Raw genomic sequence first — 15,248 nt, 5'->3', positions numbered from 1 at the left:
TCCACTGTCCAGGGATTTCCTTGGCTGTTTTCAACTCTACTCCCCTGGTTCAGGCAGCTCCACCCCCTACCAGGCCGTTATCATTTCGTGACCTTTGTTTAGGGAACCAAAACCCACAAAACACACGGGCCTATTTTTTCAAGCGTGACAGGCCCTACAGTGGGTTTAAGTCAAAAACCTACACAAAAGCGGGTTGGTACGAACCAACCCGCTGTGTGGTCAACAGTGGAGGACTGCCGATACCGCTAGGCCAAGGAAATGAGGTCCTGGTATTCCTTACTCCAGAGGTCTTCCACAGCATCGGGCAGCAGGAGCACGCGCTCGGGATCCAGAGCCTCCACAGCCCCCTCGTCGTGGGACACCATGACGATAGCCCCCTGGTAGCTTTTAAGGGCGTTCAGAATCTCCTCACGGGAGGCCGGGTCCAGGTTGTTGGTGGGCTCATCCAGCAGCAGAACATTGGCGGACGAGGCCACCAGGGTCGCCAGGGACAGACGGGTTTTCTCACCACCAGAGAGCACCCCGGCGGGCTTATCGACGTCGTCGCCCGAGAAGAGGAAGGAGCCGAGGATAGTGCGGACCCGGGTGTCATCGAGGTCAGGGGCAGCTGACTTCATGTTTTCAAAGACGGTGCGGTCATGGTCCAGGATTTCGTGCTCCTGGGCAAAGTAACCCACCTTGGCCCCGTGGCCGTAGATGACCTCACCGGTATCAGGCTCGGTGCTCTTAGCTAGCATACGTAGCAGGGTGGTCTTACCGGCACCATTGAAGCCGAGGACCACCACACGCGAACCACGGTCAATGGCCAAGTCAACGTCGGTGAAAATTTCGAGGGAACCGTAGCTCTTAGACAGTCCCGTCGCCGACAGGGGCGTCTTACCGCAGGGGGCAGGGTCGGGGAAGCGGATAGCCGCAACCTTATCAACCTGACGTTCCTCTTCAAGGCCGCGCATGAGCTTTTCGGCCCGCTTAATCATCTGCTGGGCAGCAACAGCTTTGGTGGCCTTAGCCCGCATCTTATTGGCCTGCTCCATGAGAGCTGAGGCCTTCTTCTGGGCATTAGCACGCTCGCGCTTGCGGCGGGCCTCGTCCTGCTCGCGCTGCAGCAGGTAGTTCTTCCAGCCCATGTTGTAGATGTCAATGACGCAGCGGTTGGCGTCCAGGTAGAAAACCTTATTGACGACCAGTTCCATGAGTTCCACGTCGTGGGAGATGACCAGAATGCCACCCTGGTAGTTCTTCAAGAACTCGCGCAGCCAGACCACTGAGTCGGCGTCCAGGTGGTTGGTAGGCTCATCGAGCAGCATAGTGTCTGCATTAGCAAACAGGATTCGGGCTAACTCGACGCGGCGGCGCTGACCACCAGAGAGGGTGGAGAGGGGCTGGTTGAGGACGCGCTCGGGCAGGTCAAGGTTTGCGGTGATAGTAGCTGCCTCAGACTCGGCCGCATAACCGCCACCGGCAATAAACTCAGCTTCAAGCCGGTCGTAGCGGCGCATACCCTTGGCGTGTTCTGCCGGGTCTTCGCTGGCCATCATCTCCTGGGCCTGACGCATTTTGCGGGCCACCCCGTCCAGGCCTCGGGCTGAGAAAATGCGGTCCTTGGCCAGCTGGGTCATGTCATCGACCTTGGGGTCCTGGGGCAGGTAGCCGATGGTGCCACTACGGGTGACGGTGCCGTCAGCAGGCAGGGTGAGCCCGGCCAGCACCTTGGTCATGGTGGTCTTGCCAGCGCCGTTACGGCCTACCAGGCCCACCTTATCGCCCTTGTCGATTCGGAAGGTGACATCTTCCATGAGCAGGCGAGCGCCAGCTCGTAGTTCGAGGTTGTTGACTGCAAGCACGGGGCAGGGTTTCCTTTGTGTCTTGTGATGGGTGAGGCCAGGTTCTCATCTTACCTGCCCGCATATTTTTGAACAGTGTTCAAATCCTGTTTATAGTTATGCTCATGACTACATCTTCCTCTTCCCAGCCCCGGGCGCGTCAGTCCCAGCCCGGCCGTGATCTTGCCCTGATTGCTGTTTTTGCCGCTTTTATTGCCGTCTGTGCTCTTCTACCTGCGATTCCGGTGGGCCCGGCGGCTGTTCCCATTACCCTGCAGACCCTGGCGATTTATATTGCGTCCCTGACCCTAGGTGGTAAGCGGGCGGCCTTGGCTGTTGCCCTCTATGTGGTGGCTGGCCTGCTGGGACTGCCGATTTTCTCTGGCGGCAAGGGCGGTTTAGGCACCCTGGCCTCCCCCTCCTTTGGCTACCTGGTGGGCTTCATTCCCGGGGCCTTCCTGGCAGGTGCCCTGGCCTATGGTTTCCTCCGCAAGCCTGCTGGTCCCGCAGTTCGTTGCGCCCAGCTGGTGCTCCCAGTGCTGGCTGGCTTTGCGGTGATTCAGGTCTTGGGGGTCGCTGGCATGATGATCAACGCCAAGCTAGAACTGGGTGTTGCTACCGCCGCTGCCCTGGTCTATGTGCCCGGTGACCTCATCAAGTGCCTGGTTGCTGTGTTTGTTGCCCTGGCTGTCCACCGGGCCTTCCCAGCCCTGGCCCGCTCCTAGCACGTCGGGTGCAGGTAGTATCGTCCCGTGTTCTTTAAAAAGAAAGCTCCTGTCACAGCCTCAGCCCCGGCCCAGTTTGAGCCCGGGGCTGGGCTTGAAGCCCACGAGGCTGTGGTAACCGTTGAAACCGGCGCCGGGCCCCGCACCCTCCTGCACGGTATCACCGTCCAGCTTACTGCCCACCGCACGGCCGTGCTGGGCCTGAACGGCTCTGGCAAGTCCACCTTCCTGCGCCTCTTCAACGGCCTATCGCCGGTTGAGTCCGGGCAGGTTCTGATGCACGGGGTGCCTGTGGCTGAACAGGTGGGGGCGGTGCGCTCGCGGGTGGGCCTGCTCTTTTCTGATCCCGGTGCCCAGCTGGTGATGCCGACGGGGGTTGAGGATGTTGAGCTGTCCCTGCGGCAGATTAAGGATAAGGACGCCCGCCGCGCCGCTGCCCTGGCCGCCCTGGCTGAGCGGGGGGTTGAGCACCGGGCCTTTGATTCGGTCTACAGTCTCTCTGGGGGCGAGAAGCAGCTGACCGCCCTGGCGGCTGTGCTGGCCACTGACCCCAGCGTCCTGCTCTTAGATGAGCCGACGACCCTCTTGGATTTGAAGAATAAGTTGCGGCTGATTCGGCTCCTGGATACCCTTCCCCAGCAGCAGGTGATTTCCACCCACGATTTGGAGCTGGCTGCCTCCTGTGATGAGGCACTAGTCATTCATGAGGGTCATCTGCTGGCCCAGGGGCCGGTGGATGAGGTGTTGGCCCAGTACCGTCTGTGGTGTGCTGAGGGCTTCCCCCAGGAGGGCCCCTGATGGTGAGCCCAGCCCAGAACCTGCTGGGCACCTTTCAACCCCTGGATACCCCGGTTCACCGTTGCCCCCTCTGGGTCAAGGGCCTGACCCTGCTGGCCCTGGGGGTTGTTTTGGCGGTGACAACCGGCTGGTTACCCGGGGCTGTCTGCCTGGCCCTGGCCCTGGTGGCCGGTCAGCTGGCCAGGATTCCGTTAGCTACCTGGGGTAGGGCCTTGGCCTCCCTGGCCTGGCTCCTGCTGGTTCTGGGGGTCTACTATGTGGTGTCGGGCAAGTACGCCCAGGGCGCGGACGTCCTGCTCACCCTGCTGACCATGGTGGTTGCAGCCCGTGTGCTGCTCTGGTCTACTCCCCTGCCGGTGATTGTGGATGGCTTTGTGGCCCTGTGTGCCCCGCTGCGTCTGGTGGGTGCCTCCCCTGAGCGCATTGGCCTGGCCCTGGCCCTGATGGTGCGCTCCGTACCGGTCATTCTGGACCACTGGCACCTAATCGGCCAGGCAGTTGCAGCCCGCGGAATCAAGGTCAATCAGTTGCGGCTCTTTATCCCCCTGGTCCTGGCCACGATTTCCTACGCCAACGACACCGGCGACGCCCTAGCCGCCCGGGGTCTGGACAAATAAAGATGATTTACTGAGTAAAAAAGAAGAGGAGCCAAACCTGGCTCCTCTTCGTAATTATCTTGTGCTAAAGGGGGAGAAAGCTAAACTGCTTCCAACTAAATCCTCTAGCTTCGTGAAACCAACTTTATACTAGAACCATGCCTGAAGCAACCAATTTAAGCATTGACGAGCTTACCAAGGTACTCAGCGCACCACGTCTAGAAACCTACCAGCTCGCCTATGAACAGCTCGGATTTTCAGATGTCACTGGGCTTTATGCATGGAACGCAAAAGTCTCAGCAGCGCTCATACTGCCAGCCCATTTTGCTGAAATATCAATCCGCAACGTTGCAGATGAGGTTCTTACCACCGTGTACGGCGAAAAATGGCCCTGGTCACCGGGTTTTCTGCAATCGTTACCGCACCGACAGAGCCAAGATCTCATACGTACTAGGTCAAGTTATACAACAACTGGCAAAGTGATTGCCGAGCTCAAGCTTGTGTTCTGGCAGCAACTTTTTACGCAACGCCACGATAACCGTCTTTGGCTCCCCTATCTTGCACCGGCAATGCCACATAGCCCTACTCATGACCCCCGGCTTCTCCGGTCAGAGATTCGTGAAAGTATCGAAAGAATACGAACCCTTCGAAACCGGATCGCACACCACGAACCTGTTTTCACCCGAGACCTAACTGAAGATTTAGCCGTCATGTTGAACCTTATCTCGTATCGTTCTGAGGCCATAGGAAACTGGGTAAAAAGTTTAGAAGAGGCCAGCTTTTTCATCTCAACGTTACCGGTTTCACCTACATCTAGCCGCTCTACCTAGGGCATAATAGAAGAAACAAAGGTGCAGAGATGCACCTTTTTTTCTTTGACGAAAACGCCCTAGGATTCCATGAAAATCACCCACTTCATTCACCGGCGAGAATGGCTCCTCGTCCTGGTGGCGGTACTGTCCATCGTGGCTCAGGTCTACCTTGACCTCAAGGTTCCCGAGTACATGGAGAACATCACCCTCACCATTTCGACCCCCGGGTCAGAGCTCAGGGATGTCGTCTCAGACGGAACCCTCATGCTAGCTGCTGCGCTGGCCTCCATGGTCTGTGCCATTATCACCGGCTTCTGTACCGCTATTTTCGGCACGACCCTTGCCAGACGCCTGCGGGCCGGGGTGTACAACAAGACCTTTGACCTCTCCAGCGCTGAGGTTAACCAGATTGGCACCGACAGCCTCATCACCCGCTCCACCAACGATGTCACCCAGGTGCAGATGTTTGTGGTCATGGGCCTGCAGATGAGCATTAAGGCCCCCATCATGGCGGTCTGGGCTAGCTCCAAAATCGCTACCCAGTCGCTGACCTGGACCATCCCCACCGGGATTGCCGTCCTCGCCACCCTGCTGGTGCTGGGCGTCGCCATGGGCCTGGCCATCCCCCGCATGATGCGCATGCAGAAAATTACCGACCGCCTCAACCGGGTGACCCGTGAGCACCTGACCGGTCTGCGCGTCATTCGGGCCTACACCACCGGTGACTTCCACGAAGAGCGTTTTGAAGAGGTCAACACCGACCTGCGCAACACCACCCTCTTCGTCAACGCCACCATGGCCTTCATCATGCCCCTACTGACCGCCATCATGACGGGCCTGTCCCTCTCTATCTATGTGCTGGGTGCTGTGCTGATTGACGGCACCGCCGACCTGACCGAGCGCGTCACCCTCTTTGGGCAAATGGTGGTCTTCTCCACCTACGCCCTGCAGGTGGTCACCAGCTTCATGATGATGACCGTCATCTTCGTGATGGGTCCGCGAGCGCTGGTTGCCTGGCGTCGTATCCGCGAGGTGCTCTCCACCGAGCCTGCGATTGTGGACGGCGGGGCGAGCGCCGGGGTTGCCCCGGCAGGTTCCCTGGAGTTTAGGGATGTGTCCTTCCGTTACCCCGAGGCTGACGGGGACGCCCTGCATTCGATTTCCTTTACGGCTGCCCCGGGTGAGACCGTGGCGATTATCGGCTCGACCGGCTCGGGTAAGTCGACCCTGGTGAATCTGATTCCGCGTTTTGCCGATGTGCGTAAGGGGTCGGTACTGGTGGACGGCATTGATGTGCGCGACTGGAACCAGAAGGACCTGCGCGACCGCCTGGCCTACGTGCCCCAAAAGAGCGTGCTCTTCTCGGGCTCGGTGGCCTCGAACCTGGCCCTGGGTGAGGGCCTGCATCCGATCACCCCCGAGGACGTGGTGGCGGCAGCTCACGCTGCTGCGGCGGCTGAGTTCGTGGGGAAGAAAGAGGACGGCTATGCCTCGGCTGTTGCCCAGAACGGCAAGAATTTCTCGGGTGGCCAGCGGCAGCGCCTGTCCATGGCCCGGGCCTTTGCCCGCGGCGGGGAGATCATGATTTTTGATGACTCCTTCTCAGCCCTGGATTATAAGACCGAGCGGGATATCCGCAGCCAGCTCAAGAAGACCGCCAAGGGGGCGACCATTGTGGTGGTAGCCCAGCGTATCGGCACGGTGCGGGAGGCCGACAAGATTCTGGTGCTCGATAAGGGCCGCCTGGTGGGATCTGGCACCCACGAGGAACTGCTGGCTACCAACGAGGTCTACCAGGATATTGCCCTGTCCCAGCTCTCTGAGGAGGAACTTCGCTCATGAGCCAGTCACCAGTCTTTACTCCCGAAGAGCTAGAATCAGCCCGCCGGGGCCTAGAATCTGCTGAGCAGCTGCGCGATAGCCAGCTCAAAAGCGAGAAGGCAGGACGGCCAGGAGGTCACGGCGGGCCCGGCGGCCCACCACGCGCACCCCAACCGGGGCAGGCGTCCGCCCCTTTTAAGCAGACTATAGGCAAGCTCCTGGCCTACCTGCGCCCGGTGCTGCCGGGTATGGTGGTCGCTATTGTCGCTGCCGTCATCGGGGTCATTCTCACCATTGTTGCCCCGCAGTTCCTCTCGGCAATCACCGACGAGATTCAGAAGGGCTTCACCGGCCAGCTGGATATGGGCGAAATCTACCGCCTGATGTGGATTTCAATCGGCATGTTGGTGGCCTCCCTGCTCTTGAGCCTGGTGGAGGGGCAAATTATGGCCCGCTCGACCGTCTGGGTATCGCGCTCCATGCGCCACGACCTAGACCGCAAAATCGACCGGATGCCCCTGGCCTACATGGATAGGGGCTCAACCGGCGATACCCTCTCGCGCGTGACCAACGATGTGGACACCCTGCAGCAGACCCTCAATAACTCCCTGGCCACCACCATCACCGGTGTGGTCACCCTGGTGGGCTCGGCCGTCATGATGTTTGTTACCGACTGGCGCATGGCCCTAGCCGCCATTGTTGCATCCCTGCTGGGTATCGTCGCCTCAGGCTTCGTGCTGGCCCGCAGCCAGAAATACTTCGTGGCCCAGCAGCAGCTCCTGGGTAAGCTCAATGGCCACATTGAAGAAACCCTCAGCGGCCACTCCATGATCCGCGCCTACAACGGGGAGGCGGACACCCGCGCCGAATTTGCCGACCGCAATAGCGACCTCTACCGGGTGGCCTGGAAGTCCATGTTCTTCTCGGGCCTCATGTTCCCCCTCATGGGCTTCATCGGCAACCTGGGCTATGTGGTGGTCTGTGTGGTTGGTGCCGCCCTAGTTCTCAACAACAGCATCACTTTCGGCGTGATTGTTGCCTTTATCGTCTACGTCCGCCTCTTCACCAACCCCCTGGGCCAGCTAGCCCAGTCGGCTACCTCTCTGCAGTCGGCGGCGGCTGCGGGCGCTCGCGTCTTTGAGTTCTTGGAGGCCGAGGAGCTGGCGGACGAGTCTACCAAGAGCACTCCCCTGCCGAAGCCTTTGCGCGGCGCTGTGGACTTTGAGGACGTACGGTTCAGCTACGAGCCGGGCAAGGAGATTATCCACGGCTTTACCGCCTCGGTGGCTCCTGGCCAGAAGGTGGCGATTGTGGGCCCGACCGGGGCCGGTAAGACCACCCTGGTCAACCTGCTCATGCGCTTCTACGAGCTGGATTCGGGCCAGATTCGCATTGACGGGGTGCCCACCACCGACCTGACCCGCGAACAGGTGGACTCCCTCTTTGCTATGGTGTTGCAAGATACCTGGCTCTTTGAGGGTACCCTGCGGGAGAATGTGGTTTACGGGGCTGGTGAGGTCAGCCAGGAGCGTCTGGATGAGGTCATGGCCTCGGTTGGCTTGGACGAGCTGGTATCGCAGCTGCACGACGGGTACGACACGGTACTGACCGACCAGACCCAGCTTTCTGCCGGGCAGAAGCAGCTGGTCACTATTGCCCGCGCCATGGTGGCCCAGAAACCCCTGCTGATTCTGGATGAGGCGACCTCATCGGTCGATACCCGCACCGAGCTGCTGATTGCCCGGGCTCTGGGCCAGCTGGCCGTGGGCAAGACCTCCTTCGTGATCGCCCACCGCCTCTCGACCATCCGGGACGCCGACGTCATCTTCGCTATGCGTGACGGCGACATCGTCGAATCCGGCTCTCACGCTGAGCTGCTGGAGCGCGGCGGCTTCTACGCCGAGCTCTACAACTCTCAGTTCGCGGGGGCGGACGAGTAAGCCCCACCCCCTTCCCGCAAGGGAGCTGATACCCACACAGGGACCGCAGAAGTGCGGTCCCTGTGTGTTTGAGGTCCCCCTGCAAGCGCTGGCCAGGCTAAAATATGTGTGATTGCACCTACACCTTCTCGCACAGTCACGAGGCGCTATGTCTAACTTTGCTTTTGTTCATCAAGCTTTGCCGGAGCTCTACCAGGATTGCGCCAAGGCTGAGGGTTATTTGGTGACGGACGCGCCCACCGCCTGCTTCTACGCCCGGCGGGCTATCGAGGGTTTGGTTGAGCATATCTACCGGGTGCGGGGTATCTATCGCCCGGAGCAGGCCACGCTGGCGACCTTGACCAACAATGAGGCTTTCTCAGTATTTCTTGATAATGACAAGCGCCTGAAGTTCAAGACTATCCGCCACCTGGGCAACGATGCAGCCCATAACTCCCGGAAGATCCTTTCTGAGCTGGACGCCGAGCGGGCTATTACCGACCTATATCACCTGATGGTCTGGGGTGTGTACAACCATTCGGCAAACCCAGCCCTAGCTCCTGTGGGCAGGTCTTTTGACCGCCAGCTGATTCCCACGCTGCGCCGCCAGGCGGAGCAGCGGGCTCTGACCCAGCAGCGCATGGCTGAGGCTGAGGCCGAGCGCACGGCTGAGCTGGAGAGACTGGCTGCTGAGCACCAGGCGCGGGTTGACGCTATGGACGCCGAGTTGGAGCGTCTTCGTGCCCAGTTAGCTGAAGCCCAGGCCGCTAAGCCCCTACCCGATACCCACGACTATAACGAGGCTGAAACCCGCGACTACTTCATCGACCTGCTCCTGGGTGAGGCTGGCTGGCCCCTTGCCAACACGCGGGACCGGGAGTACCCGGTGACGGGCCTGCCCACCCCCAGTGGGTCGGGCCGGGTTGATTATGTGCTGTGGGGTAGGGACGGCCGCCCCCTCGGCTTGGTTGAGGCCAAGCGGGCCCGGGAGTCGGTGGATGTTGGCCGCGACCAGGCTAAGGCCTATGCGGACGCCCTCCAGGCGGCGACCGGCGTCCGCCCGGTTATTTTCTATACCAACGGCTATACCCACTACCTGTGGGATGACGCTGCCGGTTACCCGCCGCGCGAGGTGCAGGGGTTCCTCACCGAGGATGAGCTGGCCCTTTTGATTGAGCGCAGGACCAGCCGCCAGCAGTTGAGCGGGCAGCAGGTAAACACAGAAATTGCTGGGCGCGGCTATCAGTTGCGGGCTGTTGCGTCGGTGGCTGAGTCATTTGACGCCCGCCGCCGTAAGGCCCTGCTGGTGATGGCAACCGGTTCAGGTAAGACCCGCACAACCATCGCCCTGGTGGATTTGCTGTCGCGGGCCGGGTGGGTCAAGCGTGTGTTGTTCCTTGCTGACCGCACCGCCCTGGTCAACCAGGCTGTCAAAGCCTTCAAGGCTCACCTTCCCAACCTGGCTACGGTGAATCTGGTGGAGGATAAGCAGGCCAATGGCCGGGTTTATGCCAGCACCTACCCCACCATGCTAAACATCATTAACCACACCCGGGCTGAGGGCGAAGCTACCCTGCGTGAATTCGGCCCCGGCTATTTTGACCTAATTGTGGTCGATGAGGCCCACCGGTCGGTCTATGCCAAGTACAAGGCAATTTTTGACTACTTTGACGCCTTGCTGGTGGGGCTCACCGCTACCCCTAAAGACGAGGTTGATTTCAACACCTATGCCCTCTTTGACCTAGAAGCCGGGGTGCCAACCGATGCCTACACCCTCGATCAGGCGGTCAGCGACGGCTATCTAGTACCGGCGCGGGGCTTTAGCGTGGGAACCCGCTTCTTGCGCGAGGGTATCAGCTATGACCAGCTCAGTGAGGCTGAGCAGGAGCAGTGGGAGTCTGCCGACTGGGGCGATGCCGTTCCCGATGAGATTACCAGCGAGGCCCTGAACCGCTTTCTTTTCAACGCCGATACGGTCGATAAGGTGCTGACCACGCTCATGGAGCACGGCTACCGGGTAGCTGACGGTGAGTTGCTGGGCAAGACCATCATTTTCGCCAAGAACCAGGCCCACGCTGATTTTATCTATGAGCGGTTTAACGTGCTCTTCCCCGGTTATGGCGGCTCCTATGCCCAGGTGATTACTAACCGCACCTACGCGGCGGAGTCAGCGATTGAGAAGTTCTCTGAGCCGGAGTCTCTGCCCCGCATTGCTATTAGCGTGGACATGCTCGATACCGGCATTGATGTGCCCGAGATTCTGAACCTGGTCTTTTTCAAGCTGGTTCGGGCGAAGACCAAGTTTTGGCAGATGTTGGGGCGCGGTACCCGCCTGGCTCCCGATGTTTTTGGCCCCGGGGCCGATAAGACTGACTTCTTGGTTTTCGATTTCTGCCAGAACCTGGAGTATTTCAGCCAGGATCTGCCCGGCTCTAAGGGGCAGTTGGCTAAGTCTGTCTCCCAGCGGGTGTTTGAAACCCGGGTGAGGCTGGCCCGGGCCCTGGTGGGCTCTGGAACCGTGAGTACTGGGGACGATTACGCGGTGGCGGTGCGCTCTGACCTGGCTGCCTTTGTGGGCAAGTTGGATATGGGCAATGTGCTGGTGCGCCCACACCGGGCAGCGGTGGAGCGTTTTTCATCCGCGGACGCCTGGGCGCAGCTTTCTGAAGCAGAGGCCGAGTTGGCGCTGAGTTTGGGGGCTGTTGCCTCAACGGTGCCGGTCGAAGGAACCCTGGAGGCCAAGCAGTTTGACCTGCTCATGCTTGGTGCCCAGCTGTCTGCCCTCACCGGTGATTCTGCCGCCCTAGCCCGTACCAAAGAGGTGGCCCAGACCCTCGCTGAGGATCTGCTGACCAAGGCAGCGGTTCCTGCTATCGCGGCCGTCCTGCCCCACCTGGAGCAGCTGGCCGCAGATGACTGGTGGGTGGATGTCTCCCCTGCCCTGCTGGAGTTCATGCGTAAGAAGCTGCGCGGTGTCACCCACCTGCTCGATAGGGGCCAGAAGAAGATTGTCTACACCAATTTTCAGGACGAGCTCATTGACCCGGTTGAGGTCGAGGTGGTGCGTACCCAGGTGGGTATGAACCAGGAACGGTTTGAGCAGAAAATGCAGGAGTACCTGCGCGAACACCTAGACGCTGTGGCTGTGCAGAAGGTTCTTCGCGGCAAGCAGCTGACGGACGAGGATTTTGCGGCTCTGGCTGATTTGATTGACGCTTCGGGTATTGGCGGGCCTGTGAATGTGCAGGTGGCGCGTGAGTATGGAGGTCTGGGTGTGTTTGTGCGCTCGCTGGTGGGTTTGAGCCGGGACGAGGCCCGGGCGGCATTTGCGGTGTTTTTGGATGAGTCGCGGTATTCTGCGACGCAGATTCGGTTTGTGCAGCGCATTGTGGATGAGCTGAGTGAGAATGGCATGGTTGACCCGTCGCGTCTCTACGAGGACCCCTATGTGAGTTTGGGTGACCCGTTTGAGATGTTCGGCGACGATGACGTGTATGAGATTGTTTCGATTCTCAACCGAATCAGGGCTACGGCGGAGGTGGCTTAAGGGAAATCTTTTAGCAGATGGTGACTAGGTCTTTCTTGGCTTCTGCTGAGATTTTCTCTCGCAAAACTGTGGGGGTAACAACGTCTACCCTGACGCCTAAGAGCCGTCTGAGTGATTCTGAAATTCCAGCGAGTTTCATGATGGTTGCGCCTTTGGTGTCATCAATGTCAACCATGATGTCGATGTCGCTCTTTGAATGAGCGTCCCCGCGTGCGACTGAACCGAAAAGCCTGGGGTTGGTGGCTCCATACTTGCGGAAGATTGCGCCGATAGCGTCGCTGTTATCAGCAATGAGTTTCTGTAGTCTCAGTGAATCTGCGCTGGCTGTCATGTTCCCTAGTCTACGCAAGGTTTGCTTCCCTGGGTAGAGGCTGCCGAGAGGTATAACCCCATATACTTAGAGCTATGGCTATTGCAATCTCGGGCGAGACTAAATCGCGTATTGATCGTATTTGGAATGATTTTTGGTCGGGCGGTATTTCTAACCCACTAGAGGTTATTGAGCAGATGACTTATCTGCTGTTTATTCGTCGTTTGGATGATGCGCAGACCCGTGCTGAGAAGAAGGCTCGGTTGACTGGCCGCCCGGTGGAGAACCCGGTTTTCGGTGAGGGTCAGGAGTTGTTGCGGTGGCAGAATTTTAAGAATCAGGACCCGCAGGTCATGTTTGACCTGATGAATACTGGCATTTTCCCCTTCTTACGGAATTTGGGTAGCCAGGTGGGTGGTGAGACGTCCACTTATTCGCAGCATATGAAGGACGCAACTTTCCGCATTCCCTCCCCTGCCTTGCTGGCGAAGGTGGTTGATCAATTAGATGCGATAGCTCTTGATGATCTTGATACGAGTGGCGACTTGTATGAGTACATGCTGTCGAAGTTGGCAACGTCGGGCACGAATGGCCAGTTCCGCACTCCGCGTCACATTATTGAGTTGATGGTGGCGATGATGGCGCCTGATGTTGAGGACGTCATTGTGGACCCTGCCTGCGGTACAGCTGGTTTTTTGGTGGCGGCTGCTGAATGGGTTCGTAAGAATCGTGACCCGTTTACAAATGCCAAGCACCGGGAGCATTTCCATGGGGGTATGTTCCACGGGTATGACTTTGATTCGACCATGTTGCGTATTGGGTCGATGAATATGATGTTGCACGGGGTGAATAACCCTGATATTCGCTACCGTGATTCTTTGAGTGAAGGTGCCAGTGATGACGCCGAGAAGTACTCTTTGATTCTGGCAAACCCGCCGTTTGCGGGGAGCTTGGATTATGAGGCGACGAGCCAAGATTTGTTGAAGGTTGCTAAGACCAAGAAGACTGAGTTGCTGTTTTTGGCTCTGTTTTTGAAGTTGTTGAAGCCCGGTGGGCGGGCTGCGGTAATTGTGCCGGACGGTGTTTTGTTTGGGTCGTCGAAGGCTCATAAGGACGTTCGCCGCGCCTTGGTTGAGGACCAGAAGCTGGATGCTGTGGTGAAGTTGCCTTCTGGTGTTTTTAAGCCTTATGCGGGTGTTTCGACCGCGATTTTGTTTTTTACGAAGACGAATTCGGGTGGCACTGATGAGGTGTGGTTTTTTGATGTTGAGGCTGATGGGTTCAGCCTGGATGATAAGCGGAACCCGGTTGAGGCTAATGACCTGCCGGAGGTTCTGAAGCGTTGGGCTGAGCGTGATGGGGCTGAGCGTGAGCGGGCCCGCACGGAGAAGTCTTTTACGGTGCCGAAGAGTGAGATTGTGGGGCAGGGCTATGACCTCTCTATTAACCGCTATAAGGAGCTGGTTTTTGAAGAGGTGGCCTACCGTTCCCCTGAGGAGATTATTGCGGAGCTGGAGCAGACCCAGCGCGAAATTGGCGAGCACATTGAGCAGCTGAAGAAGGTGATGGGGCTGTGAGCGAGACAAGGACGGTCAGGCTCGGCGATGTCTGCCAGGTAACTATGGGACAAGCCCCCAAGGGAGATACATACAACACAGATGGTGAGGGCTACCCTCTGATTGCTGGTGCTGGGGACTTCGACAAGAAAGGTGGTATTTCTGTCTCAAAGTTCACCACTGCTCCCACTCGACTTTCAGAGCCTGGGGATATCATCATGAGCATTCGTGCTTCTATTGGAGCTACTGTTTGGGCAGATAAAATTTACTGTCTTGGTCGAGGTGTAGCGGGATTGAGGCCAGGGCCAGAGTTAGATTCGCAATTCCTTTGGTATTGGCTTCCAACAGTTGAAAAGCTTCTACTCTCTAAAGCGCGTGGTGCAACGTTCGTTCAGGTGAATCGCAAAGATGTGGAAGAGCTACCGATTGAACTTCCGCCATTAGACGAACAGAGAAAATTTGCCGAAGAGCATCATCTAAAATTCCTAATTCAACAAAAACGTGAGCGCCAGCAGGAGCTTTTCGAAGAACTAAAGTCTTCCTTATTTCAGTCAATGCTTGATGATGATAATGAAACAGTAAATTTAGGAGATGTAGCAAGTTTTATTGGAGGGTCATCTCTGCCTACTGGAGAACCCTTTACAGGACAAGAGGGTGGCGTTCTCCTCATGAAAGTATCAGACATGAACGCCCCAGGTAATAAAAACAAGATACACCATACTTCACTCTGGGTTTCTAAGCATGGAAATGAAAATCAAATTGTTCCCGCTGGTTCAGTTGTAATACCTAAACGTGGGGCCTCTATCGCAACTAACAAGAAACGCCTCATTACACGCCCCACTGCCCTAGATCCGAATCTTATGGCTATCACCCCAAAAAGTGAAAAATTGACCTCTCAATTTCTTTATCACTGGTTTCTGCAATTCGATCTAACCTCTATCACTTCCGGAAGTTCAGTTCCACAATTAAACAAAAAAGACTTATCCCCACTAGAAATTAGTATACCCAGTTTTCAGCACCAAATAAATTTCGCAAGAATTATTGACACAATCAAATATTAGTATTTCAAGTTAACTCATCTCCTTCCAGCACTCTAGTCTTAGAAACTCATTTAATTAGGTAGTGACTTTTATTGGAAAAAATTAATGGCAACTTCGAGACAAATGTATCATCTAAAGATCCCCCTAGAGCGCCTGATTGAAATACTTTCGGGTCTGTCAGATTAACGGTGTAAACCCACAACAAATCTAGCGACCAGCCACCTGCGGCAACCGATCACCAAAAACAATAGCAAAAGCATTCAACGCCGGCTTCCACCGAGTCATCCACCGCCGAGCACCA

11 protein-coding genes are annotated in these 15,248 nt (G+C 57.5%); 9 read left to right on the top strand and 2 right to left on the bottom strand.

Annotation, left to right across the window (positions count from 1 at the left end; genetic code table 11):
- Window positions 1-245: 245 nt before the first annotated feature.
- Entirely contained in the window at window positions 246-1,844 is a 1,599-nt protein-coding gene (gene abc-f, locus L7A15_RS09665) for a ribosomal protection-like ABC-F family protein (protein WP_237208832.1), read from the bottom strand.
- A gap of 104 nt (window positions 1,845-1,948) precedes the next feature.
- Between abc-f and L7A15_RS09660 the strand changes: the two genes are divergently transcribed.
- The 7 genes from L7A15_RS09660 to L7A15_RS09630 all read left to right on the top strand — a co-directional run bounded on the left by L7A15_RS09660 (window position 1,949) and on the right by L7A15_RS09630 (window position 12,041).
- The gene (locus tag L7A15_RS09660; protein WP_237208831.1) at window positions 1,949-2,548 is read left to right on the top strand and encodes a biotin transporter BioY; all 600 of its coding nucleotides are present in this window, start codon (window positions 1,949-1,951) and stop codon (window positions 2,546-2,548) included.
- A 27-nt stretch (window positions 2,549-2,575) separates the two neighbouring features.
- The gene (locus tag L7A15_RS09655; protein ID WP_237208830.1) at window positions 2,576-3,346 is read left to right on the top strand and encodes an energy-coupling factor ABC transporter ATP-binding protein; all 771 of its coding nucleotides are present in this window, start codon (window positions 2,576-2,578) and stop codon (window positions 3,344-3,346) included.
- A complete protein-coding gene (locus L7A15_RS09650; protein ID WP_237208829.1) occupies window positions 3,346-3,963 on the top strand; it encodes an energy-coupling factor transporter transmembrane component T family protein in 618 nt (205 codons plus the stop codon). Before L7A15_RS09655 ends, L7A15_RS09650 begins: the two co-directional genes overlap by 1 nt.
- A gap of 137 nt (window positions 3,964-4,100) precedes the next feature.
- Window positions 4,101-4,772 carry a hypothetical protein gene (locus L7A15_RS09645; protein ID WP_237200842.1) on the top strand — a complete coding sequence of 224 codons (672 nt, stop codon included), beginning with the start codon at window positions 4,101-4,103 and terminating at the stop codon, window positions 4,770-4,772.
- A gap of 69 nt (window positions 4,773-4,841) precedes the next feature.
- Window positions 4,842-6,596: an ABC transporter ATP-binding protein gene (locus L7A15_RS09640; protein ID WP_237208828.1), complete on the top strand. Its 1,755-nt coding sequence runs from the start codon at window positions 4,842-4,844 to the stop codon at window positions 6,594-6,596.
- The gene (locus L7A15_RS09635) at window positions 6,593-8,515 is read left to right on the top strand and encodes an ABC transporter ATP-binding protein (RefSeq protein WP_237208827.1); all 1,923 of its coding nucleotides are present in this window, start codon (window positions 6,593-6,595) and stop codon (window positions 8,513-8,515) included. Before L7A15_RS09640 ends, L7A15_RS09635 begins: the two co-directional genes overlap by 4 nt.
- 148 nt (window positions 8,516-8,663) lie before the next feature.
- Entirely contained in the window at window positions 8,664-12,041 is a 3,378-nt protein-coding gene (locus L7A15_RS09630) for a DEAD/DEAH box helicase family protein (protein WP_237212471.1), read from the top strand.
- 10 nt (window positions 12,042-12,051) lie between these two features.
- Here the strand turns inward: L7A15_RS09630 and L7A15_RS09625 are convergent, their stop codons facing one another.
- Window positions 12,052-12,372, bottom strand: a complete 321-nt coding sequence (locus L7A15_RS09625) for a nucleotidyltransferase family protein (protein WP_237189047.1) — start codon at window positions 12,370-12,372, stop codon at window positions 12,052-12,054.
- 74 nt (window positions 12,373-12,446) lie between these two features.
- Between L7A15_RS09625 and L7A15_RS09620 the strand changes: the two genes are divergently transcribed.
- Window positions 12,447-13,928, top strand: coding sequence for a type I restriction-modification system subunit M (locus tag L7A15_RS09620; RefSeq protein WP_237189046.1), 1,482 nt, complete (start codon window positions 12,447-12,449; stop codon window positions 13,926-13,928).
- Window positions 13,925-14,968: a restriction endonuclease subunit S gene (locus L7A15_RS09615; protein WP_237189045.1), complete on the top strand. Its 1,044-nt coding sequence runs from the start codon at window positions 13,925-13,927 to the stop codon at window positions 14,966-14,968. Before L7A15_RS09620 ends, L7A15_RS09615 begins: the two co-directional genes overlap by 4 nt.
- Window positions 14,969-15,248 lie beyond the last annotated feature (280 nt).

Origin of the sequence: Rothia nasimurium (assembly GCF_928391935.1) — a bacterium.
Classification (GTDB): Bacteria; Actinomycetota; Actinomycetes; order Actinomycetales; family Micrococcaceae; genus Rothia; species Rothia nasimurium_D.
The sequence above is the reverse complement of the archived record's forward strand: the minus strand, read 5'-3'. Positions and strand labels throughout refer to the sequence as shown.

Coding starts and splice junctions, on each gene's coding strand:
- L7A15_RS09660 (WP_237208831.1), top strand. CDS start 1,949: ATGACTACATCTTCCTCTTCCCAGCCCCGGGCGCGTCAGTCCCAGCCC.
- L7A15_RS09650 (WP_237208829.1), top strand. CDS start 3,346: ATGGTGAGCCCAGCCCAGAACCTGCTGGGCACCTTTCAACCCCTGGAT.
- L7A15_RS09645 (WP_237200842.1), top strand. CDS start 4,101: ATGCCTGAAGCAACCAATTTAAGCATTGACGAGCTTACCAAGGTACTC.
- L7A15_RS09640 (WP_237208828.1), top strand. CDS start 4,842: ATGAAAATCACCCACTTCATTCACCGGCGAGAATGGCTCCTCGTCCTG.
- L7A15_RS09635 (WP_237208827.1), top strand. CDS start 6,593: ATGAGCCAGTCACCAGTCTTTACTCCCGAAGAGCTAGAATCAGCCCGC.
- L7A15_RS09630 (WP_237212471.1), top strand. CDS start 8,664: ATGTCTAACTTTGCTTTTGTTCATCAAGCTTTGCCGGAGCTCTACCAG.
- L7A15_RS09625 (WP_237189047.1), bottom strand. CDS start 12,372: ATGACAGCCAGCGCAGATTCACTGAGACTACAGAAACTCATTGCTGAT.
- L7A15_RS09620 (WP_237189046.1), top strand. CDS start 12,447: ATGGCTATTGCAATCTCGGGCGAGACTAAATCGCGTATTGATCGTATT.